Annotated in this window: 22 protein-coding genes; 13 read left to right on the plus strand and 9 right to left on the minus strand. The window is 74.0% G+C overall.

Annotated features, from left to right (window positions below; translation table 11 throughout):
• Positions 1-377 precede the first annotated feature (377 nt).
• The 3 genes from FB454_RS35535 to FB454_RS26060 all read left to right on the plus strand — a co-directional run bounded on the left by FB454_RS35535 (position 378) and on the right by FB454_RS26060 (position 4,144).
• Complete coding sequence (locus tag FB454_RS35535; RefSeq protein WP_486485459.1) at positions 378-2,039, plus strand: putative Ig domain-containing protein; 1,662 nt, start codon at positions 378-380, stop codon at positions 2,037-2,039.
• Between the two features lie 85 nt (positions 2,040-2,124).
• Entirely contained in the window at positions 2,125-2,763 is a 639-nt protein-coding gene (locus FB454_RS26055) for an acVLRF1 family peptidyl-tRNA hydrolase (RefSeq protein ID WP_186461660.1), read from the plus strand.
• Positions 2,764-2,926: 163 nt separating this feature from the next.
• Entirely contained in the window at positions 2,927-4,144 is a 1,218-nt protein-coding gene (locus FB454_RS26060) for an RCC1 domain-containing protein (RefSeq protein ID WP_145823682.1), read from the plus strand.
• Between the two features lie 70 nt (positions 4,145-4,214).
• Here the strand turns inward: FB454_RS26060 and ypfJ are convergent, their stop codons facing one another.
• Positions 4,215-5,129, minus strand: coding sequence for a KPN_02809 family neutral zinc metallopeptidase (gene ypfJ / locus FB454_RS26065; protein ID WP_013287436.1), 915 nt, complete (start codon positions 5,127-5,129; stop codon positions 4,215-4,217).
• A gap of 247 nt (positions 5,130-5,376) precedes the next feature.
• Between ypfJ and FB454_RS26070 the strand changes: the two genes are divergently transcribed.
• A complete protein-coding gene (locus FB454_RS26070) occupies positions 5,377-6,984 on the plus strand; it encodes an ABC-F family ATP-binding cassette domain-containing protein (protein WP_145823683.1) in 1,608 nt (535 codons plus the stop codon).
• Between the two features lie 124 nt (positions 6,985-7,108).
• Here FB454_RS26070 and FB454_RS26075 read toward each other — a convergent pair whose 3' ends face one another.
• Complete coding sequence (locus FB454_RS26075) at positions 7,109-7,711, minus strand: cadmium resistance transporter (RefSeq protein WP_230650820.1); 603 nt, start codon at positions 7,709-7,711, stop codon at positions 7,109-7,111.
• Between the two features lie 291 nt (positions 7,712-8,002).
• Between FB454_RS26075 and FB454_RS26080 the strand changes: the two genes are divergently transcribed.
• The 3 genes from FB454_RS26080 to FB454_RS26090 all read left to right on the plus strand — a co-directional run bounded on the left by FB454_RS26080 (position 8,003) and on the right by FB454_RS26090 (position 11,156).
• Complete coding sequence (locus FB454_RS26080; RefSeq protein ID WP_007072022.1) at positions 8,003-8,230, plus strand: helix-turn-helix domain-containing protein; 228 nt, start codon at positions 8,003-8,005, stop codon at positions 8,228-8,230.
• Between the two features lie 43 nt (positions 8,231-8,273).
• A complete protein-coding gene (locus tag FB454_RS26085) occupies positions 8,274-9,041 on the plus strand; it encodes an enoyl-CoA hydratase/isomerase family protein (protein WP_013287433.1) in 768 nt (255 codons plus the stop codon).
• Positions 9,042-9,173: 132 nt separating this feature from the next.
• Entirely contained in the window at positions 9,174-11,156 is a 1,983-nt protein-coding gene (locus FB454_RS26090; RefSeq protein ID WP_114920967.1) for an ABC transporter ATP-binding protein, read from the plus strand.
• On the opposite strand, the gene mug is transcribed toward FB454_RS26090, so the two are convergent.
• The 6 genes from mug to FB454_RS26120 form a co-directional block, all read right to left on the minus strand.
• Positions 11,153-11,773: a G/U mismatch-specific DNA glycosylase gene (mug, locus tag FB454_RS26095; protein WP_013287431.1), complete on the minus strand. Its 621-nt coding sequence runs from the start codon at positions 11,771-11,773 to the stop codon at positions 11,153-11,155. The genes FB454_RS26090 and mug overlap by 4 nt on opposite strands.
• Positions 11,774-11,831: 58 nt before the next feature.
• Positions 11,832-12,593, minus strand: a complete 762-nt coding sequence (locus tag FB454_RS26100) for an SDR family oxidoreductase (protein ID WP_030274204.1) — start codon at positions 12,591-12,593, stop codon at positions 11,832-11,834.
• 31 nt (positions 12,594-12,624) lie between these two features.
• Positions 12,625-13,071 (minus strand): SCO6045 C-terminal-like domain-containing protein, encoded by a 447-nt coding sequence (locus FB454_RS26105; protein WP_013287429.1) that lies wholly within the window; start codon positions 13,069-13,071, stop codon positions 12,625-12,627.
• Positions 13,068-13,886 (minus strand): MbnB/TglH/ChrH family RiPP precursor modification enzyme, encoded by an 819-nt coding sequence (locus tag FB454_RS26110; protein WP_145823684.1) that lies wholly within the window; start codon positions 13,884-13,886, stop codon positions 13,068-13,070. Before FB454_RS26110 ends, FB454_RS26105 begins: the two co-directional genes overlap by 4 nt.
• Positions 13,883-14,800 carry a TIGR04222 domain-containing membrane protein gene (locus FB454_RS26115; RefSeq protein WP_145823685.1) on the minus strand — a complete coding sequence of 306 codons (918 nt, stop codon included), beginning with the start codon at positions 14,798-14,800 and terminating at the stop codon, positions 13,883-13,885. The genes FB454_RS26110 and FB454_RS26115 overlap by 4 nt, the downstream gene beginning before the upstream one ends.
• A gap of 104 nt (positions 14,801-14,904) precedes the next feature.
• Entirely contained in the window at positions 14,905-15,477 is a 573-nt protein-coding gene (locus FB454_RS26120; RefSeq protein ID WP_013287426.1) for a TetR/AcrR family transcriptional regulator, read from the minus strand.
• A 104-nt stretch (positions 15,478-15,581) separates the two neighbouring features.
• Between FB454_RS26120 and FB454_RS26125 the strand changes: the two genes are divergently transcribed.
• The 3 genes from FB454_RS26125 to FB454_RS26135 all read left to right on the plus strand — a co-directional run bounded on the left by FB454_RS26125 (position 15,582) and on the right by FB454_RS26135 (position 18,273).
• Positions 15,582-16,427 carry a carbon-nitrogen hydrolase family protein gene (locus FB454_RS26125; protein WP_030274210.1) on the plus strand — a complete coding sequence of 282 codons (846 nt, stop codon included), beginning with the start codon at positions 15,582-15,584 and terminating at the stop codon, positions 16,425-16,427.
• A gap of 59 nt (positions 16,428-16,486) precedes the next feature.
• Positions 16,487-17,131, plus strand: a complete 645-nt coding sequence (locus tag FB454_RS26130) for an HAD family hydrolase (protein WP_013287424.1) — start codon at positions 16,487-16,489, stop codon at positions 17,129-17,131.
• 212 nt (positions 17,132-17,343) lie between these two features.
• Complete coding sequence (locus FB454_RS26135) at positions 17,344-18,273, plus strand: serine protein kinase RIO (RefSeq protein WP_013287423.1); 930 nt, start codon at positions 17,344-17,346, stop codon at positions 18,271-18,273.
• Between the two features lie 51 nt (positions 18,274-18,324).
• Here the strand turns inward: FB454_RS26135 and FB454_RS26140 are convergent, their stop codons facing one another.
• Complete coding sequence (locus tag FB454_RS26140) at positions 18,325-18,573, minus strand: DUF2630 family protein (protein ID WP_145823686.1); 249 nt, start codon at positions 18,571-18,573, stop codon at positions 18,325-18,327.
• A 311-nt stretch (positions 18,574-18,884) separates the two neighbouring features.
• On the opposite strand from FB454_RS26140, the gene FB454_RS26145 reads away from it, so the two are divergent.
• Genes FB454_RS26145 through FB454_RS26155 form a run of 3 tightly spaced genes read left to right on the plus strand, consistent with a single transcriptional unit; the run spans position 18,885 to position 22,650 of the window.
• Entirely contained in the window at positions 18,885-20,222 is a 1,338-nt protein-coding gene (locus FB454_RS26145) for a cytochrome P450 (protein WP_030274215.1), read from the plus strand.
• A complete protein-coding gene (locus FB454_RS26150; RefSeq protein WP_145823687.1) occupies positions 20,219-21,094 on the plus strand; it encodes a terpene synthase family protein in 876 nt (291 codons plus the stop codon). Before FB454_RS26145 ends, FB454_RS26150 begins: the two co-directional genes overlap by 4 nt.
• Positions 21,091-22,650 carry a prenyltransferase/squalene oxidase repeat-containing protein gene (locus tag FB454_RS26155; RefSeq protein ID WP_145823688.1) on the plus strand — a complete coding sequence of 520 codons (1,560 nt, stop codon included), beginning with the start codon at positions 21,091-21,093 and terminating at the stop codon, positions 22,648-22,650. The genes FB454_RS26150 and FB454_RS26155 overlap by 4 nt, the downstream gene beginning before the upstream one ends.
• Positions 22,651-22,670 lie beyond the last annotated feature (20 nt).

The following is a 22,670-nucleotide window of genomic DNA, read 5'->3' on the forward strand; positions in this document are numbered from 1 at the left end:
ACGCCTCCGGCGCCTCCGGGTTCGTCGGCGAGACGGCCAAGGGCGGCGCCGTCGACAACGGCGGCTGGCTGGTCGAGGAGACCTCCAACCACGCCCCGGTGGTCACCGTCCCGGACACCGTCACCATCCCGGTGCGTACGCCGTTCGCGCTGACCGGCAGCGCCACCGACGCCGACGGGGACACTGTCACGTACCTGTGGGAGCAGAACGACAGGGGCGCCACGACCGGCACCGCGCTGACGAACAACACGAAGGTCAACGGTCCGCTGTTCCGGGTGTTCGGCGAGGCGGCGATCGTGTCGCCGACCGACACGCTGAAGTACTACTCGCCGGGTCTGAACTCGGTCACCACCGACTCGACCCGGGTCTTCCCCGACATGAGGCAGATCCTGGCCGGCAACACCAACGCCGCCACCGGCACCTGCCCGGCGGCCCCGGCACCGCCGGCCACCGGTGGCGCCTCGAACGTGCCGGCCGAGCTGGTCGACTGCTACTCGGAGTTCCTGCCCACCCGCGACTGGGTCGGCATCGCCGGTGACCGGACCCTGCACTTCAAGCTCACCGCCCGGGACGGGCGGCTGGGTGGCGGCGGCATCGGCAGCGCCGACGTCGCCGTGGTGCTGGCACCGGACGCGGGTCCGTTCCTGGTGACCTCCCAGGACACCGCCGCGGTCCTGGACGGCGGCTCGACCCGGACCGTGACGTGGGACGTCGCCGGCACCGACGTGGCGCCGGTGAACGCCGCGCAGGTGAAGATCTCGCTGTCCGCCGACGGCGGGCAGACCTTCCCGTATGTGCTGGCCGAGCAGACCGCCAACACCGGCACCGCGACTGTGACGCTGCCGAACGTGGCGACCGAGAAGGCCCGGATCAAGATCGAGGCGGTCGGAAACGTCTTCTTCGACGTCAACGACGCCGACTTCACCATCCGGTCCGCCCCGGTCGTCACCAGCACCGCCCCCGGCGGTGGCGTGAGCGTGCAGTACAGCGACGCGCTCTCGCCGGCCGTCACCGTCACCGCGACCGACGGCGACACCACCGGCGCGGACCTGACCGCCGCCGCCACCGGGCTGCCCGCCGGCCTGTCCCTGGCCGTCACGAGCACCTCGGCGACGGACGCCCGCCCGGGTACGCGTACCTGGACGGTCGCCGGCACCACCACGGCGGCCCCGGGCGACTACCCGGTCACCGTGACCGTGTCCGACGGCTCCGGGCTGACCGGCAGCACCTCGTTCACCGTCACCGTCGCCGCCGAGGACGCGGCGGTCAGCTGGGCCGGTGACACGCTCGTGAACACCGCGACCGGCGGTGCGTCCGGCCAGGCGCTGCTGCGGGCCGTGCTCCGGGACGGCTCGGTGCTGCCCGGCGCCACGGACACCACAGCCGGTGACATCCGTACCGCCACAGTCACCTTCACCAGGGACGGCGTGACGCTGTGCACCGCCGTGCCGGCTCTGCTCGGCACGGCCACCACCACCGCGTCCGCGGCGTGCACGGCCACCCTGCCGAAGGGCACGCACACCGTCACCGCGACGGTGGGCGGCAACTACACGGGCGGCACCACCGCCCAGGTCACGGTCGCCGTCTCCGACGGCGGGTTCCTCACCGGCGGCGGCGAGTTCACCGCCACCCGCTCGGCGGGGACCTACCCGGCCGACGTGAACTCCACGGTCGAGGTGGAGCTGAACGCGAAGCCGGGCAAGGCGAACAAGCCCGCCACGGGCAGGGCCGAGGTCGAGTTCCGCTCCGGCGGGAAGTCGTACACGATCAAGGCCGGCACCGTCGACGCGCTCGGCGTCACCTCGGCGGGCCGGACCGCCCAGGTGCGCTACCAGGCCGCCCTGTACGACAACAAGGGCAAGCTGGTGGCCTCCGGCCTGACCCTGGCCGTGACGGTGACCGACCGGGGCGCCCCCGGTAGGAACGACACCGTCGGGGTCACGCTGTGGAAGGGCGGCTCCCTGCTCCTGTCGTCCGACTGGACGGGCGGCGCGACCGCCGAGGTCAAGCTGAAGGGCGGCAACCTCACCGTCCACTGATCCACGCGGTAGACGCGGGAGGGCACCGGCAGCGATGTCCTCCCGCGTTGCGTTCCCGGGTCCGTGGATGGCGTACCGTCGGGCCATGAGCAGCCGACCCGCCGCCGGGGGTGGCCGGTGGGTCGAGGTCGACCCCGGCCGCGTCGCCCGCTGGGTCGAGGGTTTCACCGACCGGCACGGCCCGCCGACGACGACCGCGCAGGAGTACGGGCTCCTGCTCACCGCCCCGGACGGCGCCACCGCCGAGCTGCACACCCCGCCCGGCGCGAGCGCGTCGCCGGACGTACCCGGATTCGTCGCCTCGGCCACGGCGGCCCGCCGGCTCGGCCTGTTGCTGGCCCGCAAGGGCGCGGTGGCGGTCGGCGTCGCCGACGGCACCGACCTGGTGGTCTCCAAGGTGGACACCCGGTACGTGCAGGGGCGTACCGCGGCGGGCGGCTGGTCCCAGCAGCGGTTCGCCAGGCGGCGCGACAACCAGGCGAAGGCCGCCCTGGGCGACGCGGCCGAGCTGGCCGTACGCCTGCTGTTGCCGGAGGCGGGCACGCTGGCGGCGCTGGTGTGCGGCGGCGACCGGCGCGCGGTGGACACGGTGCTGGCCGACCGGCGGCTGGCCCCGCTCGCGGCACTGCGCGCGCCGCGCCTGCTCGACGTGCCGGAGCCCCGGCACGCGGTGCTGGTGGCGGCAGTCGCCGCCGCCCGGGCGGTCCACATCCTGGTCCGCTGAACAGGAAAGATCACCTCAAGACGGCGCAATCCCGCTCGTCGATGATGCATCGAATCGACTCGATGCATAAGGTCGGTGTCATGAAGCGGCGGGTCTCCGGGCGACCCGCAGGGCCAGCTTCGCCTCCGCCATCACGCCGACATCGTTGGGAGAGAACAACTTCATGAGCGGATATCAGGACGGCCGGCTGCGGACCCGGTGGCGCCGTGCGACGAGGCTCCTCGTCGCGGCGGCGGCGATGAGCGCCGGAAGCCTCGTGCTCACCGCGACACTGACGGCCGGCACGGCGAACGCGGCCGCCGGCCCGGTCGAGCGCGCCGCGCTCGCCGCGCCCGCAGTCACCAGCGTCACCGCGGGCGGGGCGCACACGTGCGCGATCAGCACCGACGGGGGACTGTGGTGCTGGGGCTCGAACTACGGCGGCCAGCTCGGCGACGGGACCACCACGAACCGCAGCGCCCCGGCGCGGGTCGGCACCGCCACCTGGACGAATGTCGACGCCGGCTCCGGGCACACCTGCGCGGTCCGCACGGACGGGACGCTGTGGTGCTGGGGCTCGAACTTCCGGGGCCAGCTCGGCGACGGCACCACCACCAGCCGCAGCGCCCCGGTGCAGGTCGGCACCGCGACCACCTGGGCCAGAGTCGACGCCGGCCCCTCGCACACCTGCGGGATCCGCACCGACGGCACGCTCTGGTGCTGGGGATTCAACCGGACCACGCAGCTGGGCGTCGGCGCCTCGCCGTACGTCGCCAACACCCCGTTGCGGGTCGGCACGGCGACCGACTGGGTGAGCGTCTCGGCCGGCTTCGGGCACACCTGCGGTATCCGGACCGGCGGCACGCTCTGGTGCTGGGGGTCCAGCTCGGACGGCCAGCTCGGCCTGGGCAACCTGGCGCCCCAGACGGCGCCCGCGCAGGTCGGCACCACGACCGGGTGGACCGGCGTCGCGGCCGGGTACGCGCACACGTGCGGGGTCCGTTCCGGCGCGCTGTGGTGCTGGGGTGAGAACGGATACGGGCAGCTCGGCGTGAGCGGCACGTACCGTACCGCGCCGGTGCAGATCGGCACCGTCACCACGTGGAGCCGGATCGCCGCCAGCAGCGATACGTCCTGCGCGTCGCGTACGGACGGCAGCGTGTGGTGCTGGGGCAAGAACTCGGCCGGACAGGTGGGCGACGGCAGCACCACCCACCGGTCCGCGCCCGCCCAGGTCGGCACGGCCACCACCTGGACCGGCGGCCTCGCGGTCACCGACCACGGCTGCGGGATCCGCACCGACGGCGGCCTGTGGTGCTGGGGTGACAACAGCGGTGGCCAGCTGGGCGACGGGACGACTGTCAACCGGTCCACCCCGGGTCAGGTGACCCTGCCCGCCTGACCGGCCCGGTCAACGGCACCGGCCCGCACCGCTGACCTGGTCAGCGGTGCGGGCCGGTGCGCGGAGCGGCTCAGGCCCCCGAACCGAAGGTGTCGCAGGACTTCGGGTCGCCGGTGGTGAAGCCCTTGGTGAACCACTGCTTGCGCTGCTCCGAGCTGCCGTGGGTGAACTCGTCCGGGTTCACCGGCCGGCCGGACCGCTGCTGGATCGCGTCGTCGCCGATCTTCTCGGCGGTGTCGATGGCCTGCGAGATGTCCTGCTCGGTGATGCTGGTGAAGATCTTCTGCCCCTTGTCGTCGGCGGTGCCGGTGGCGTTCTTCGCCCAGGCCCCGGCGTAGCAGTCGGCCTGGAGTTCCAGCTTGACCGAGAGCGCGTTCGCGCTCTGCGGGTCGCGCTGCTGCTGGCGGCGCATCTGCGCCTCGGTGCCGAGCAGGTCCTGCACGTGGTGGCCGTACTCGTGGGCCAGCACGTACGGCTGGGCGAACTCGCCCTCCGCGCCGAGCTGATCGGCGAGCAGCTTGTAGAAGCTGAGGTCGATGTAGACCAGGTCGTCGGCCGGGCAGTAGAACGGGCCCACGCCCGAGTCGGCAGCGCCGCAGGCGGTGCTCACGTTCTGGCTGAAGAACACCGTCTTCGACGGCCGGTACTGCTCGCCGAACGCCTCCGGCATGGCGGTACGCCAGTACGCCTGGATCGAGTTGACGTAGAGCGCGTTGCGGCAGTCGAGCTGCTTCAGCGCGTCCTGCGCCGAGCACTTCTGCTCCAGCGAGGTGTTGTCGCCCTGCTCGGAACCGCCGCCGTTGGTGGCGGCGTTGAGGCCGAACCCGCCGCCCACCAGGGCGACGAGCACGGCGATGATGATGCCCACGATCCCGCCCCGGCCGCCGCCGATCGGGATCGGAATGCCCATCCCGCCGCCTCCGCCGGACCCTCGCCGGTCGTCCACCTGGCTGGTGTCGACCCGCGCGTTCTCGTTCAGCTCCATGTTGACCCCGATCACCGATGTGTCCGTATGTGGTGGTTGCGGTACCGGACCGGGTCCGGACGGCGGTTTCCGTACCCGATGATCTTGCACGGTAATCCGGGGGAGTGGCCCCGCGGAGCCCGGTACACTTGCCCCCGTGCTGCGCTGCGAAGGCTGAACGGCCCCGCGCCGACGGGAAATCACCACCCGCCGGCGCTTTCGCGTGCCCTGAGTCAGCCCTTCCGGACCCGAGAGCGAGTACTCCGAGATGATCACTGCCACCGGCCTGGAACTGCGCGCCGGTTCCCGGATCCTGCTGTCCGACACCACCCTGCGGGTGCAGCCGGGGGACCGGATCGGCCTGGTCGGCCGCAACGGCGCCGGCAAGACCACCACGCTCAAGGTGCTCGCCGGGGAGGGACAGCCGTACGGCGGCCAGATCGACCGGCGCAGCGCCATCGGCTACCTGCCGCAGGACCCACGTACCGGTGACCTGGACGTCACCGGCCGGGACCGGGTGCTCTCCGCCCGTGGCCTGGACGTGCTCATGGCGCAGATGAAGGAGCTGGAGGACAAGCTCGCCGAGGGCGCCGACGACGAGCGGCTGGTCCGCCGCTACGGCGCGCTGGAGGACCAGTTCGCCTCGCTCGGCGGCTACGCGGCCGAGGCCGAGGCGGCCCGGATCTGCGCCAACCTCGGCCTGCCCGACCGCGCCCTGGCGCAGACCATCGGCACGCTCTCCGGCGGTCAGCGCCGCCGCATCGAGCTGGCCCGGATCCTGTTCCGCGACGCCGGCGAGAACGGCGGCGGCATCCTGCTGCTCGACGAGCCCACGAACCACCTCGACGCCGACTCGATCACCTGGCTGCGCGGCTTCCTCGCCAACCACAAGGGCGGCCTGATCGTGATCTCCCACGACGCCTCGCTGCTGGAGGCGGTGGTCAACAAGGTCTGGTTCCTGGACGCCACCCGGTCCGTGGTCGACACGTACAACCTGGGCTGGAAGGCGTACCTGGAGGCGCGGGAGACCGACGAGCGGCGCCGCCGCCGGGAGCGGGCCAACGCCGAGAAGAAGGCCGGCGCGCTGATGGCGCAGGCGGACAAGATGCGGGCCAAGGCCACCAAGACCGTCGCCGCGCAGAACATGGCCCGGCGCGCCGAGCGCCTGCTCTCCGGCCTGGACGAGGTCCGCGTCGCGGACAAGGTCGCGAAGGTACGGTTCCCGAGCCCCGCGCCGTGCGGCAAGACGCCGCTGACCGCGAACGGCCTGTCGAAGTCGTACGGGTCGCTGGAGATCTTCACCGACGTGAACGTGGCTGTGGACCGGGGTTCCCGGGTGGCCATCCTCGGCCTCAGCGGCGCCGGCAAGACCACGCTGCTGCGGATGCTCGGCGGGCTGCTGGAGCCGGACACCGGCGAGGTACGCCCCGGGCACGGGCTGCGGCTGGGCTACTACGCCCAGGAGCACGAGACGCTCGACGTGGACCGGACGATCCTGGAGCACATGCGCAGCGCCGCGTCCGACCAGACCGACACCGACCTGCGCAAGATCCTCGGCGCGTTCCTGTTCTCCGGCGAGGACGTGGACAAGCCGGCCGGTGTGCTCTCCGGCGGCGAGAAGACCCGGCTGGCGCTGGCCACGCTGGTCTGCTCCGGCGCCAACGTGCTGCTGCTGGACGAGCCGACGAACAACCTCGACCCGGTCAGCCGCGAGCAGGTGCTCGACGCGATCGCCCGCTACCCGGGTGCGATCGTGCTGGTCACGCACGACCCGGGCGCGGTCACCGCGCTCAAGCCGGACCGCGCCATCCTGCTGCCCGACGGCGACGAGGACGCCTGGTCCGACGACCTGCTGGAGCTGGTAGAGCTGGCCTGACCCCCCACCCCACTTTTTTGTCGGTCGATCATGAAGTTGACGGCACTTCTGGAGATCCAGATCGCCGTCAACTTCATGATCGACGGGGTGGGCGGCGGGGTGGGTGGGCGGGTGGGGCGGGCGGTCAGGGCAGGAGGGCGGCCAGGTGGGGGAGGACGCCGGAGGTGAGCAGGATGGTCGCGCCGATGGCGATGAAGATCGCCGGGACCAGCCAGTGGCCGGCGCGGCCGACCAGCGCCACCACCCGGGGGTGCCCGCCGAGCGCGGCGGCGACCGCGCACCACACGGCCACCAGCACGGCGAACACCAGCAGCCAGATCAGCCCGGTGACCGGGTCGAGGGCGCGGAACACCGGCACGTAGACGGCGATGTTGTCGGCGCCGTTCGCGATCGTCACCCCGGCGACGCCGAGCAGGCTGCCGACCACCGCCGGCGGTTCGTCGTCGTCGCGCCGGGTCAGCAGCGCGCGGACGCCGAGCGCGACCGGCAGCAACCCGAGCAGGCCGGGCCACGGATCCGGCACCACGAGCAGGCCGGCGGCGGCCACCACCGCGACCGCGACGAGCGCGCCGATGCCCGCGTACTGCCCGGCGACGATCTGCCAGGGCCGGGGCCGGCCGTTGTGCCGGGCCGCCACGAACAGCACGGTGAGCACGACGATGTCGTCGAGGTTGGTGGCGGCGAACACGCCGGCCGCACCCGCCGCGGCCGTGATCACGTCGAACACCCCGGGCACGATACGGCCCCCGCGCACCCGTCATCCGCATGATCCACACCAGCTCGCCGAAGTGGAGGTGTCCGGAGCGCGGCGATGCCGCCACTTCGGGGAAGTGGTGTCGATCGGTTCGTCCGGCGGGCCGGTACGGATCAGCCGGCCGGAAGGATCACTCTATCGGGAAGCTGACATTGCGTAGCGTGTCGGTTGGCGAATAGTTGATATCTGGCGCATGATCGTCCGAGGCGGTCTAATAGGTGGGACCGTATCCGAACCGCACAGTCTGGGACGTGAGGAATCAGCATGGCAGCCACCGGCACAGCCACCAGCACTGAGAAGGGTCGCCGGATCGTCGGGGCCGAGCGTCAGACGCTCGCCAAAGACCTGGTAAAGCGGTACACCGGCGGAGAGAGCATCCGTGCTCTGGCGGCCTCGACCGGCCGTTCCTACGGGTTCATCCACCGGGTGCTCACCGAGTCCGGGGTGCAGCTGCGGCAGCGCGGCGGCGCCCGGCGCCGGAAGAAGGCGTGACCCGCCCCCCAGCGTCGTCCATCAGCGCGTTCCGGGGCGTCCGGTGACCGCCGAGACGACCGGAGTGCGCTTCGACTGCGACGGGCCGGTCGCGACGGTGACGTTGTGCCGGCCCGACGTGCTCAACGCCCAGACCCCGGCGATGTGGCGCGCGATGAGCGACTTCTCCCGCGACCTGCCCGGCGACGTGCGCGTCGTCGTCGTACGCGGAGAGGGGCGCGCCTTCTCCGCGGGCCTGGACCTGGCGGTCGCCGGTGCGACCGGGCCGGGCTCCTTCGCCGAGCTGGCCGCGATGCCGGAGGCGGAGTGCGCCGACCGGATCGCCGGCTATCAGGACGGTTTCACCTGGCTGCACCGGCCGGACGTGGTGTCGATCGCCGCGGTTCAGGGCCACGCCATCGGCGCCGGCTTCCAGCTGGCGCTGGCCTGCGACATGCGGGTGCTCGCCGCCGACGCGAAGCTCTCGATGGCCGAGGTGACCCTCGGCCTGGTTCCCGACCTGGCCGGCACGCGCCGCCTGGTCGAGCTGGTCGGCTACTCCCGGGCGCTGGAGATCTGCGCCACCGGCCGGCGGATGGACGCCGCCGAGGCGGACCGGATCGGCCTGGCCACGCTCGTGGTGCCGAACGACGAGCTGGACGGCGCCGTGCGTGATCTCTCCGCCGGGCTGCTCGCCAACAACCGGGACGCGATCATCGAGATCAAGGCGCTGCTCGCGGGCGCGGCCGTGCGCTCGCACGCCGAGCAGCAGCGCGCCGAGCGCGAGGCGCAGACCCGGCGGATCCGGGACCTGGCCGGGCGGGGCGAATAGCCGGTATGGCGATTTCGTAAGGACCGTTCGGGAAGATCCGGGTTACTCGCGAGGTTGTCACAGGCGTCGGGAGAATGGACTCCGACGGTTCATGCTGCCCCGACGACCCGGAGGTGACGAGTGTCCCACCCGATGGCCGGCGGCGGCATGGGCGGCTGGAGCATGCTCCGGTCGCTGCGTAACCGTGACGAGGTCTCCGCCCACGAGCTCAAGCGCGGCACCGCCCGGCGGATCGTCGCGTTCGCCCAGCCCTACCGGCGCGACATCGTCGTCTTCCTGATCACCGTGATCGTCGCCGCGGTGATCGGCGTGGCCACGCCGCTGCTCGCCGGCGACGTCATCGACGCGATCGCCGGGGGCGGCCCGGACGCCCGCTCGACAGTGGTCCGGCTCGCCCTGATCATCGCCGCGCTCGCCGTGGCCGACGCGCTGTTCTCCCTGGTCCAGCGGTGGTATTCGGCGCGCATCGGTGAGGGCATCATCCTCGACCTGCGCACCCGGGTGTACGACCACGTCCAGCGGATGCCGTTGCAGTTCTTCACCCGCACCCAGACCGGCGCCCTGGTCAGCCGGCTCAACAACGACGTGCTCGGCGCCCAGCGCGCGTTCACCTCGACGCTGTCCGGCGTGGTCAGCAACGTCATCCAGCTCGTGCTCACCGCCGGGGCGATGCTCGTGCTGTCCTGGCAGATCACCGTGATGGCGCTGGTGCTGCTGCCGATCTTCATCATCCCGGCCCGCCGGGTCGGCCGGCGGCTGGCCGAGATCACCCGCGAGTCGTACAACCTCGACGCCAAGATGAACGCCACGATGACCGAGCGGTTCGGCGTCGCGGGCGCGCTCCTGGTCAAGCTGTTCGGCGCGCCGGAGGTGGAGGCCGACCGGTTCGCCCGCCGGGCCGAGCGCGTACGCGACATCGGCATCCAGTCCGCGATGTACTCGCGGACGTTCTTCGTCGCGATGCTGCTCGTTGCGTCGCTGGCCCAGGCGCTGACGTACGGCGTGGGCGGCTGGCTGGCGGTCACCGGGGCGGTCAGCGCCGGCACCGTCGTCAAGCTCGCGTTGCTGCTGACCCGGCTCTACGGCCCGCTGACCGCGCTGTCCAACGTCCGGGTCGACGTGATGAGCGCGCTCGTCTCCTTCGACCGGGTCTTCGAGGTGCTCGACCTGCGCCCGTCCATCGCCGAGAAGCCCGACGCGGTGCCGGTGCCGCGCGGCAACGGCCGGGTCGAGTTCCGCGACGTGCGCTTCCGCTACCCGAGCGCCGCCGAGGTGTCGCTAGCCTCCCTGGAGGAGGTCTCGACCCTCGACCGCACGGTGAACGAGCCGGTGCTCAGGGGCGTCTCGTTCGCCGTCGAGCCGGGGCAGATGGTGGCCCTGGTCGGCCCCTCCGGGGCGGGCAAGTCGACGCTGTCCATGCTGATCTCCCGGATCTACGACGTCAGCGACGGTCAGGTGCTGGTCGGTGGCGTCGACGTGCGGGACGCGACGCTCGCCTCGCTGCGCGACGAGATCGGCGTGGTCACCCAGGACTCGCACCTGTTCCACGAGACGATCCGGGAGAACCTGCGCTACGCCAAGCCCGACGCCACCGACGACGAGATCTGGGCGGCGCTGGCCGGCGCGCAGGTCGCCGACCTGGTCCGGGCGCTGCCGGACGGGCTCGACACGACGGTCGGCGAGCGGGGCTACCGCTTCTCCGGCGGCGAGAAGCAGCGCATCGCCATCGCCCGGCTGCTGCTCAAGGCCCCGTCGATCGTGATCCTCGACGAGGCCACCGCCCACCTGGACTCGGAGAGCGAGGCCGCGGTGCAGCGGGCGTTGTCCGTGGCGCTGACCGGGCGTACCGCGCTGGTGATCGCGCACCGGCTCTCCACAGTGCGCGACGCCGACCAGATCCTCGTGCTCGACGAGGGCCGGATCGTGGAGCGTGGCCGGCACGACGAGCTGGTGGCGGTCGGCGGCCTGTACGCCGAGCTGTACCGCACCCAGTTCGCGGTCACCGACTCGCCGGCGCCCCACACCGAGGCCGAGCAGCCCGAGCCGGTGGTGACCACGGTGCCGATGGGCACCTACGTCGCCCACGAGGCCATGCCCCCGGCGGCCGCCAACTAGCCCGCGGCGACCGCGGCGCGCAGCTCGGCGAACGCGGCGCCGAGCGTCTCCGGCGTGAAGTGGGCGTTCAGGCCGCTCGGGTTGGGCAGCACCCAGAGCCGGGCCGCCGCGAGCGTCTCCGGCTGCGGCCCGAAACCGGCCTTCGGCCGGGCGAACCCGATCCGGTACGCGGTCACACCGACCACAGCCACCCAGCGCGGCCGGTAGCGCTCGACCTTCGCGGTGAGCGTGGCGGCGCCGTCGACGAGTTCGTCGGCGGTCAGTTCGTCGGCGCGGGCGCTGGCCCGGGCCACCATGTTGGTGATCCCGAGGCCCAGCGCCGGAAGCGTGTCCTGTTCGCTGGGGTGCAGCAGGCGTGGCGTGAAGCCGCCCCGGTGCAGGGCGGGCCAGAACCGGTTGCCCGGGCGGGCGAAGTGCCAGCCGGTGGCCGCCGACCACAGGCCCGGGTTGATGCCGACGAACAGCACGTCGAGGCCGGGCGCGATCACGTCGGGCAGCAGCCGGTCGGCCGCCGCAGCGAGCTGCTCGCGGCTGGGCCGGGGGTGGCGGCGGGCGGGCGTGCCCGGTCCGGGCGCGGCCTCGGGCCGCCCACCGGCCGGCCGCCGTCGATCGCTCACCGGCCCACCGTCCCGGGTGACCGGCCCGCCGCGGGAAGCCCGACCACCGCAGCCACCGTCACAGCCCGCGCAGCGCGCCGCCGTCGACCGGAACGGTGATCCCGGTGACGTACCCGGCGGCGGGGGAGAGCAGGAACGCGGCCACCCTGCCGAACTCCGCCGGGTCGCCGATGCGCCCGAGCGGGATCGCCGCCTCGGCCTGCGCGCGGGCCCGCTCGGGATCGCCGGAACCGGCCAGCAGCTCCCGGTTGCGGTCGGTCATGATCCGTCCCGGCAGCAGGCTGACCACGCGTACGCCGCGCGGGCCGAACTCGTCGGCCATGTCCTTGGCCACGCCTGCCAGACCCGGCCGCAGGCCGTTGGAGATGCCGAGCCCTGGTAGCGGTCCGCGTACCGAGGTGGACAGCACCAGCCCGATCGCGCCGCCGTCGGTGAGCGCTCCGGCCACCGTGCGGGCGAGCCGGACGCTGCCCAGGAAGACCGTCTCGAACGACTCCCGCCACTGCTCGTCGGTGACGGTGGCGGCGGTGCCGGGCGGCGGGCCGCCGACCGAGATCAGCGCGCCGTCGAGGCGGCCGAAGTGTTCGCGGGCGGCGGCGACGAGCCGTTCCGGGGTGGCGGGGTCGGCGAGGTCGGCGGTCAGCCCGATCGCCCGCTGCGGGTCGCCGAGCGCCTCGATCGCGGCGGCCACCCGTTCCGGGGTACGCGCGGAGATGACCACCCGGGCACCGTCGGCGACGAGGTGTTCGGCGGTGGCGAAGCCGAGGCCGCCGGAGGCGCCGGTGAGCACGTACACCCGGTCGGCGAGTCCGAGATCCATGCACCGATCCTGCCGTACCGGCGGGTGCCTGTCAGCGCGGGGCGGGCCGCACCAGGCGTACCCGGCCGGCGACCTGGACCGCGACGGCGCCGCCGACGCGGGCGAGGGCCGGCAGCCGGCGTGGCCGGGGCGGGCGGCGGCCGTCGTAGCGGCTTGCGGCCTCGCGCACGGCCAGCTCCTCCGTGCCCAGCGGCGGCAGCGCGTCCCGGTCGCGCAGGTCGCGGGCCAGGTCCCAGCCGTCGCGCAGCGACCCGTTCGTGGGACGGCCGTCGGCCCACGTGGTGAACGCGGCCGGCCAGTCCGGTCCGAGGCCGGCGGCGACCAGCGGCCAGTGCCGGGCCACGTCCCCGGCCCGCTTGCGCAGCAGCGCCCGGCGGGCCGCCTCGACCGGGGCCGGGGCGAAGCCGGGCGGCAGCGGTCCACCGGCGACGAGCGCCGCGACCAGCTCGGCCTGCCGGGCCGCCAGGTCGCCGCTCACGTGACCACCGGATGGCCGGAGGCGGCGGCCAGCGCGTCCAGCTCGCCGCGCAGCTCGGCGGCGGGCGGGTAGTGCCCGTCGCGTTCCAGCAGCAGCGCGGGCGGCCGGCGCCGGGCGCACAGCTCGCGGACCAGGTCCAGCACGGCGGCGGGCACCGGATCGGTGTGCGTGTCGTGGTAGAAGCCGCCGTGCTCGGCGCCGCCCGCGACGTGCACGTAGGCGATGCGTTCCAACGGCAGCCGGTCCAGCAGCGCGGCCGGATCGCCGCCCCGGTTGCGGGCGTTGGCGTGCACGTTCGCCACGTCGAGCAGCAGCAGCGCGTCGGTGGCGTCGAGGATCTCGGTGAGGAAGTCCGCCTCGTCCAGCTCGTTGTCCGGCCAGTCGAACAGCGCCGCGATCGGTTCCAGGGCCAGCGGCACCGGCAGCTCCGCCTGCGTCCGCCGGACGTTCGCCACCACCGCGGCGACCGCCTCGCGGCTGCGCGGCAGCGGCAGCAGGTGACCGGCCTCCAGGCCGCCGGCCCGCACGAACGCGATGTGCTCGCTCACCAGCGGCGCGTCCAGGGCCGCGGCCACCCCGGCCAGGTGCGCCACCCGCGCCGGGTCGACCGGCTCCGCGCCGCCGAGGGACAGCCGCACCCCGTGGGGTACGACGTCGACGCCGCGTCCGCGCAGCTCGGCGAGCCCGTCCGGGAGCGGCCCGGCCGGGGCGACCGCCTCCGCGACCACCTCGACGAAGCGCAGCCCCGGCAGCCCGGCGACGAAACCGGCGATCTCGGGGCGCCAGCCGATGCCGACGCCGGACGGGCCGCTCATCCGCCGCACCCGCCGCCCCCGCCGCAGCCACCACCCCCGCCGCACGAGCTGCCGCCCCCGCAGGAGCCGCCGCCGGCGGTCGCCCCGCCGCCGCACGAGGTGCCGGAGCTGGCGCCACCCGCGTTGCCCATCGCCTGCCGCTGGATCTCGGCCTGCTCCGCGAAGCCCGGGTCCATGGTCCAGAGCGTGGCGGTGCCGAACAGCGCCACGCCCAGCGCCACGTCCGTCGCGCCGTACGTGGAGTACGCGGGTCCGGCGGCCGGCCGCAGCCAGGCGTGCCGGCGGCGCATGTCGTTCAGCGCGGCGGTGGCCGCCCGGGTCCGCCAGGGCACGCGGTTGAGCAGCACGAACGCCAGGCCGAGCGGGAACAGGCTGAGCAGCAGCCAGCCGGTGGGCCGGTCGTTGAGCAGCCCGGAGACCGCGCGCACGATGCCGATCGCCAGCAGGGCTCCGACGAGCAGCGCGCCGCGCCGCAGCGTCCGGCGCCGCTCCTGGTCCAGTGCCAGGCCCCGGCGTACCAGGCCGTCGCGCAGGTCGTCGAGCGCGCGCCGGACCCACTCGTCGGCGGCCAGCTCCCGGGTACGCAGACCCCGGCTCGCCGCGTGGTGGACCGCCTGGTCCAGCGGGGTGGCCCCGGCCGGCAGCGGGCCGCCCGTGGTGAGCCGCCGGTCCGGTCGTACGCCGACCGCGCCGGAGTGGCGCAGCCCGCCGAGCGCGGCCCAGACGGCGAGCTGGTCACCACCGTTGAGGTACGCGACCTGCTGCGGACCCAGGTCGCCGTACGCGGTCACCGCCGTGCCCGCCAGCATCCGCCGCCGGTAGACGATCGCGCCGACCACCAGGACGACGGCGAGCAGCAGGTACCAGCGCAGGAAGACGGGGCTGGGGATGCCCCAGGTGTCGGAAGGGGTCATCGTCTGCTCCTGTCGCGCGGAGGGGTCGCGGCTCATTGTGGAGCAGGCGCGCCAGAGTCGATCTCCTGGAGCGGGGTAGTTACCGGACCGAGACCGGCGCCGGTTCAGTGCCGGCGGACGGCCTCCTCGACCAGGTCGAGCACCCGGGCCAGGTCGCCGGCCGGACGGCCCATCGCCAGGTGCAGCACCAGCCCGTCGTAGGCCAGCTCCAGGAACTGGGCCAGCACGTCGATCGGCACGTCGTCGCGGAGCACGCCGGCTTCGCGCTGGCGCAGCAGGCGCTCCCGGGTGGCCCCGGCGATGGCCTCGGAACGCTCCGCCCAGCGCTTGGCGAAGGCGGGGTCGGTGCGCAGCCGGCGGGAGACCTCCAGCTGGCTGCCGAGCCAGCCGGTGGTGTCCGGCGAGACGGCCCGGGCCAGCAGGTCGCGCATGACCTGCACGAGGCCGTTGCGGGCCACCGTCTCCACCATCGCGGCGGCGTCGTCCTCGGCCACGGCGAGGAAGAGGGAGTCCTTGTCCCGGAAGTGGTGGAAGATCGCGCCCCGGGACAGGCCGGTGGCCTCCTCCAGCCGCCGCACGGTGGCGCCCTCGTAGCCGTGCCGGGCGAAACACGCCCGCGCCGCCGCGAGGATCTCCTGCCGGCGCGCGTCGAGCTGGTCCTGACTTACTCTGGGCACGAACGGATCGTCGCAGGTGGAAGCGGCCGATGCAAACCGTACGTACGGCTTGAGATGCTCCGACGCTTGATCATCTGCCGCCGTCCGGTGGTTACGATCGGCGGGTGACCGCCCCTCCCGCGCGCCCGCTCACCGTCGCCGCCGTCCAGGCCCAGCCGGTCCCCGGCGACGTCGCCGGCAACGCCGGTGCCGCCGCCCGCCTCGTCGCCCGGGCCGAGGGCGCCCGCGTCGTGGTGCTGCCCGAGCTGTTCCTGCCGGCGTACCACCCGCCGACGCTCGGCGCCGATCCGGACGCCACGGACGTGGCTGCCGACGCCGACGGCCGGGTGACCGACGCCCGGCTGGACCCGCTGCGCTCCGCCGCCGCCGACGCGGGCGCGGCAGTGGTGATCGGCGCTGCCGTCCGCCACCCCGACCGGCGGCGCACCATCTCCTCGCTCGTCGTGGACCCGGCCGGCACTGTCACCGCCGCGTACGACAAGCAGCAGCTCTGGAGCGGCGAGCGGGAGCTGTTCGACGCCGGACGCCGGGGCGCCACGATCGAGGTCGACACGTGGCGGCTGGGTCTGGGCGTCTGCTACGACGGCTGTTTCCCGGAGCACGCGCGGGCCGCCGCCGGCGACGGCGCACACGGCTACCTCTGCCCGAGCGGCTACCTGGCCGGCTCGGCGCACCGCCGCGACCTCTACTACGCCGCCCGGGCGCTGGACAACACGATGTACGTGGTGTTCGCCAACTCGGTCGGCGGCACCGATCCGTGGCGGTTCAACGGCGGCGCGGCGGTGTACGACCCGGAGGGCCGGCCGCTGGCCCGGGGTGCCGACACCGGCGAGGACGTGCTGGTGGCCACGCTCGACCCGGACGCGCTGGCCGCCACCCGCGCGGCGCACACGATGCTGCTGGACCGCCCGCTCGACGCCGGGGCGGATCGCGCCGTCCTCGTCGCCTGATCGCCGTGGCGGGGCCCTCGGCCCTGTCGGTGCTCCAGCCGTTCCCGTAGGGTGCCCAGGTGCCGTTGCTCCTGCTCGATCTGGACAACACCCTGCTGGACCGCGACGGGCCGTTCCGCGCCTGGGGAGAACGCTTCCTGGACGGCATCGGCGCGCCCCGGGCCGACCTCGACTGGCTGGTGTCCGTGGACGCGGACGGGCTGACCAACAGGTGGGACGTGGCGGATGCGATCCGCGACCGGTACGCGCTGCGCATCCCCTCGATCGACCTGGTCGACGAGCTGCACGACGGCGTGGTGGCCCACATGCGGCTCGATCCGCTGGTGGCCTGCGCGCTGCGGATCGCGGCCGACGCCGGCTGGGTGCCGGTGGTGGTCACCAACGGCGCGTCCCGTCAACAGGACGCCAAGATCCGCAAGACCGGCCTGGACCGGTACGTCGCCGACTGGGTGATCTCCGAGGAGGCGGGCGTCAGCAAGCCGAACCCGAGGATCTTCGCGCTCGCCGCCCAGCGGGCCCGGATGCCGCTGCGCGGCGCGTGGGTGGTCGGCGACAGTCCGGAGGCGGACATCGGCGGCGCGACCGCCGTGGGCCTGCCCAGCGTCTGGCTGCACCGGGGACGCCGCTGGTCCGACCCGAGGTTCGCGCCCACCCGGATCGAGGACGGTCTGATCGCGGCCGTCGCGGCCGTACTGGCCGGCTGACGGCGGCAGCGGCGCGGCCGGCAGGCAGCGCGGCGGCACAGCGGCGCACCACGCGGAAAATCCGTTGACCCGCCGCGGGCGGGGCACGAGCATGGTGCCGCGCGAGTGCGCAGCCGGGTGTGCCCGGTCGAGGAGAGGGGGTCGGTCATGGCCGTTTTCGCAGGGTCGTACCACCTGCCTCCACCAGCCTCGATCGAAGGACAGATCCACCCGTGCGCGATCACGACATCCCGGCGCCGCAGCGCCGTGGCCGCGGCAAGAGCCGCTTCGACGACGACGAACCCGACTTCCTGAAGCGGGGGCGGCACACCCCGCCGACCCTCACCGACCCGGACGCCGAGCCCGAGGCGGAGGACGCCTGGTCCTCCTGGGACCAGGCCGTCCACGGCCCTGAGCCGCACCCGGAGTGGCTGGTCACCGAACTGGCCGCCCGGGACACCGAGCTCGGGGTGCTCAAGACCGGCAAGGAGGCGGACGTCCACCTGGTCCGCCGCGCCGTGCCGGGCACCGACCGCGCGTGCCTGCTGGCGGTCAAGCGGTACCGCGACGCCCAGCACCGGCTGTTCCACCGGGACGCCGGTTATCTGGAGGGCCGCCGGGTACGCCGGTCCCGTGAGATGCGGGCGATGACCGGGCGCACCGCGTTCGGCCGGCAGATGATCGCCGGGCAGTGGGCGGCGGCCGAGTTCGCCGCGTTGTCCCAGCTCTGGGAGATCGGGGCCGCCTCCGGGCGGATCGCCGTGCCCTACCCGGTGCAGCTGCTCGGCACCGAGTTGATGCTGGAGTTCGTCGGCGACGCCGAGGCGGGGGAGGCCGCGCCGCGGCTGGCCCAGGTCCGGCCCGACGACGACGAGCTGCGCGACCTGTGGGACCAGCTCGTGGAGGCGCTGACTGTGCTCGCCCGGGCCGGGTACGCACACGGCGACCTGTCGCCGTACAACCTGCTGGTGCACGCGGGCCGGCTGGTGATGATCGACCTGCCGCAGGTGGTCGACGTGGTGGCCAACCCGCAGGGGGCCGATTTCCTGGCCCGCGACGTGCGGGTGGTGGCCGCCTGGTTCACCGCCCGCGGGATGCCCGCGACGGTGACCGACCCGATGGCGCTGACCGAGGCGCTGCTGCGGGAGGCGGGCATCCGCTGACCGGCGGGCGTCCCGGGCGGGAGGCCGCCCGGGACGCCCGTCCGGTCCGGGTCACTGGAGGTAGCGCTCGACCTCCGGCACCGGGCGCTCGCCCTGGGCGTCCGGGTCGCCGTGCGCCTGGCGGGCGGCCCGGCGGCGGCGCAGCAGGTCCCAGCACTGGTCCAGGGACTCCTCCAGCGCGCGCAGCCGCTCCCGCGCCTCGTCGTTGGTGCCGGCCTCGTGCTGCTGCGCGTCGGCACGCAGCCGGTGTTCCTCGTCGACGAGTTCCGAGATCCGGCTGAGGATGGTCTTGTCGTCCATGCCCGAAGCTTGGCACAGCGGACGGGTCCGCGCCCGCGTTCTGCCGCCGTCCGCCGGAGGTGAGCGTTGCTCGCTCTCCGCAACGGCCACTGTGTACGCGAGTGACGCATATCCCACCGGCTCCATTCTCGACAAAGAGATTGTTGCTACGTGAAATATCCTCCGACCTGCCTTTTGATCTGCGGCTCAGGATGGCATGCTCGCGAGCAACGTCACGGGTCGATACGGAGTCGCGACCCTGAGTCAACCGAGGGAGCGTTCAGGTGCCCGAACCGACGGACACACCGAGGCCCACCGGCCGACCCCGAACCGTGCCGCTGCGGCAGATCCTGCCGGCGGTGCTCCGCGACCCCGCCCGGGCCCTCATCGACATCGGTAACCGTACCGAAGGCGACCTGGTCCGGCTCAATCTCGGCTCGTTCCGCCCCTACCTGGTCACCCACCCCAAGCACGTGCAGCACGTCCTGCGCGACCGGGCGGACAACTACGAACGGGCCGGTGACGGGCTGTTCTGGCGCCCGGTCAAGCGGCTGTTCGGCGAGGGGATCCTCGGCGAGGGGCAGATCTGGTCGGCCAGCCGCCGGATGCTCCAGCCGATGTTCACCGCCAAGCGGGTCGAGGCGCTGGTCGACGGGATGGCCGACGCGATCCGCGACGCGGTGGAGGAGCTGGACGAGCCGGCCCGCGCCGGTCAGCCGGTCGACATCGGCGTGGAGCAGGCGCGGATCGTCAGCCGGGCGATCATGAAGGTGCTCTTCGCCGACCGGATCTCGGTGCCGGACGCGATGCGCGTGATCGAGGCGCAGGACCGGATCGCCACCGCCGTCATCCCCCGGATCATCGTGCCGTTCGCGCCTCTGTCCCTGCCGATGCCGGGGGACCGCACGTTCGCCCGCGCCGTCCGCATCGTCGACGACGTGCTGGTGCCGATCGTCCGCGAGACGCGCGAGTCCGCCGACCAGGGCGACGACGTCATCTCGACGCTCTGGCAGGCCCGCACCGACGACGGGCGGCAGCTCGACGAGCGGCAGGTCCGCAACGACACAGTGGCGATGTTCGCCGCCACCACGGAGACCACCATCAACGTGCTGACCTGGGCCTGGCCGCACCTGGACCAGCACCCCGAGGTGGCCGAGCGGCTCTACGCCGAGATCGACGAGGTGGTCGGCGGCGAGCCGGTACGCCGCGAGCACCTGAGCCGCCTCACGTACACCCGGATGGTGCTCGACGAGTTGCTGCGGCTCTACCCGATCGGGTGGATCATCCCGCGCCGCGCGGTCGCCGAGGACGTCATCGACGGCGTGCCGATCGAGCCCGGCGCCACGATGGCGGTCAGCCCGCTGATCACCCAGCGGATGCGGCAGTTCTGGGACCGTCCGGACGAGTTCGACCCGGAACGGTTCCGCCCCGAGCGGGTCCGGGCCCGGCACCGGTACGCCCACTTCCCGTTCGGCGGCGGCCCGCACCAGTGCCTCGGCATGTACCTGTTCTACCTGGAGGCCCAGCTCATCCTCGCCACCATGCTCAGCCGCTACCGGTTCCGGCTGCACCGCCCCGGCGTACCCGGACTGCGGCTGGCCGCGGCCCTGCGGCCGCGCGAACGCGTCGAGCTGACGCTCGTCGCCGCCGGGCGGACGGAGCCGGCATGACCGACGGGCCGACACCCGATCCGCTTGCGGTCGCTGCGGAGCAGGGCCGGGTCTGCGCGCTCGCCGCGCAGGGCCAGCGCGGCCTGCGCAGGGCCGCCGCCGCGCACCCCGAGCTGTTCCCGGGCGACCCGTTCGACGCGACGCTGTTCAGCAGCATCGCGCAGGCGATGGCGTTCAGCGCCCCCTGGCACACCGCCGACGAACTCGCGGTGACCAACCGCGCGGTCCTCTGGGGCTTCGCCGTCGACTGGCTGGTCGACCACCAGGCCACCAGCCGGGCCGAGGTCGACCGGATCACCGGCGTCTGCCTGGACGTGCTCGACGGCGCCGCCTCGGGCGACCCGCTGGGCCGGTTCCTCGCCGAGTTGCGGGACGACGTCGCCGCCGCGCCCGCCTATCCGGCGCTGCGCGGCCACTGGCGGGACACGATGGCACGCACGCTCGACGCGATGGCCCGCGAGTGGGACTGGCGGGGCACCGGCCGCCCCACCCTCGACGACTATCTGGCCAACGCCGACAACCTCGCCGCCACAGTGGTGAACGTGGCGCACTGGATCCACACCGGATCGGTGTCCGACGCCGGCACGCTGGAGCGGCTGATCCAGGTCGGCGACGAGGTCCAGCGGGCCCTGCGCCTGGTCAACGACCTCGGCACCCACCGCCGCGACGCCGAGTCCGGCGACCTCAACGCGCTGCTGCTGGTCGACGACCCGGCCGAGGTCGAGCGGCGCTTCGCCGAGCAGGTCGACCACTGCCGCGTCCTGCTGGCGAAGCTGGCCGGCGAGGTGCCGCGGGAGGCCGACTTCCTGTCCCGGCAGCTCGGCTTCACCACCGGCTTCTACCGGAACACCGACTTCTGGGGCGTGCGGTGACGCTCACCGCCGGATCGGTGCCCGCCACCCGGTCCGGGACCACGCGCGACCTGATCACGGCGCTCGGCGGTGAACCGGAGGGGCAGACGTCGCCGTCGGTCTACGAGACCGGACGGCTGGTCGCGCTCGCGCCCTGGCTCGACGGCCACGACCGGCGCGTGGCCTGGCTGCTGGACCGGCAGCGTCCGGACGGCGGCTGGGGCGGTGCCGGCGGGTACGCGCTGGTGCCGACGCTGAGCGCGATCGAGGCGCTGCTGACCGTGCTGCACCGCGACGGCCCGGCCGCCGCGCCCGCCGCCGCCGCGCACCGAGGGCTGGCGTACCTGACCGGCGCGCTGCGCGCCGGCGCCCCGCCGGACCTGCCGGCCACCGACCTGATCGTGCCGGCGCTGCTGACCGCTGTGGACCGGCATCTCGACGGGCCGGCCGGTCCGCCACCCGGGCTGGCCGAGTGGGCCGGCCGGCCCCGTCTGCCGCTGCCGGCCGGTCTCGACCCGGCCCGGCTGACCCGGGTACGCGGACTGCTCGCCACCGGGAGGCCGGTACCGGAGAAGCTGGCGCACGCGCTGGAGGTGGCGGGCGAGCTGGCGTACCGCGCGCCCGGGGTGCGTCCCTCGGCCAGCGGCGCGGTCGGCGCCTCACCCGCAGCGACCGCCGCCTGGCTGGGCGGTCCGGAGCCCGGGCCGGCACTGGACTACCTGAACGCTGTCGCCCGGCCCGGTCCGGTGCCCTGCGCGAGCCCGATCACCGTCTTCGAACGGGCCTGGGTGCTCGGCATCCTGGTCCGGGCCGGCGTGCCGGTCGGCGCGCCCGACCCGGTGCTGACCGAGCTGCGCGCCGCTGTCGGACCGGCCGGTGCGGCCACCGCGCCCGGCCTGCCCGCCGACGCCGACACCACGGCGGTCACGCTCTACGCGCTGGCCCGGCTGGGCCGCGCGCCCGGCGTCGCGCCGCTGGCCGGGTTCGACACCGGACGGCACTTCTGCACCTGGCCGGGGGAGGACGGGGCGTCGCTGACCACGAACGCGCACGTGCTCGACGCGCTCGGCGAGCAACCGAGCGCACCCGGCGTCACCGGCGCCCGGCGCCGGGTCACCGAGTGGCTGCTGGACCGGCAGGAGCCGGACGGGCGGTGGGAGGACCGCTGGCACGCCTCGCCGTACTACGCCACCTACGGGGTGCTGCTGGCGCTCGCCGACCACGCGCCGGACGGCGCGGCGCGCGCCGCGGTCGAGCGGGGGGTGGCCTGGCTGCTGGACACGCAGCGCCCGGACGGCTCCTGGGGACGGTGGGACGGCACCGCCGAGGAGACCGCGTACGCGGTGCTCGCCCTGGCCGACGCGGGCCGGTCCGGCGACTCCCGGATCACGTCGGCGCTGGCGCGGGGGCGTCGCCGACTGTCCGAGCTGGACGGATGCGACGGTGAACCGGCACTATGGCACGACAAGGACCTCTACCGCCCGACGCGGATCGTGCGCGCCGCGGTGCTGGCGGCCTCCGGCCGTGCCGGGGCGGCCCGGACCGGGGCCGCACCTACCATGATCAGGATCGCTTGAATGAGGTTCCCGACGGCTGC

The sequence above is a fragment of the Micromonospora sp. CNZ297 genome (assembly GCF_007827625.1).

Coding starts and splice junctions, on each gene's coding strand:
- FB454_RS35535 (WP_486485459.1), top strand. CDS start 378: ATGAGGCAGATCCTGGCCGGCAACACCAACGCCGCCACCGGCACCTGC.
- FB454_RS26100 (WP_030274204.1), bottom strand. CDS start 12,593: ATGGATCTCGGACTCGCCGACCGGGTGTACGTGCTCACCGGCGCCTCC.
- FB454_RS26080 (WP_007072022.1), top strand. CDS start 8,003: ATGGCAGCCACCGGCACAGCCACCAGCACTGAGAAGGGTCGCCGGATC.
- FB454_RS26055 (WP_186461660.1), top strand. CDS start 2,125: ATGAGCAGCCGACCCGCCGCCGGGGGTGGCCGGTGGGTCGAGGTCGAC.
- FB454_RS26090 (WP_114920967.1), top strand. CDS start 9,174: ATGGCCGGCGGCGGCATGGGCGGCTGGAGCATGCTCCGGTCGCTGCGT.
- ypfJ (WP_013287436.1), bottom strand. CDS start 5,129: ATGGAGCTGAACGAGAACGCGCGGGTCGACACCAGCCAGGTGGACGAC.
- FB454_RS26060 (WP_145823682.1), top strand. CDS start 2,927: ATGAGCGGATATCAGGACGGCCGGCTGCGGACCCGGTGGCGCCGTGCG.
- FB454_RS26115 (WP_145823685.1), bottom strand. CDS start 14,800: ATGACCCCTTCCGACACCTGGGGCATCCCCAGCCCCGTCTTCCTGCGC.
- FB454_RS26150 (WP_145823687.1), top strand. CDS start 20,219: ATGACCGACGGGCCGACACCCGATCCGCTTGCGGTCGCTGCGGAGCAG.
- FB454_RS26070 (WP_145823683.1), top strand. CDS start 5,377: ATGATCACTGCCACCGGCCTGGAACTGCGCGCCGGTTCCCGGATCCTG.
- FB454_RS26140 (WP_145823686.1), bottom strand. CDS start 18,573: ATGGACGACAAGACCATCCTCAGCCGGATCTCGGAACTCGTCGACGAG.
- FB454_RS26110 (WP_145823684.1), bottom strand. CDS start 13,886: ATGAGCGGCCCGTCCGGCGTCGGCATCGGCTGGCGCCCCGAGATCGCC.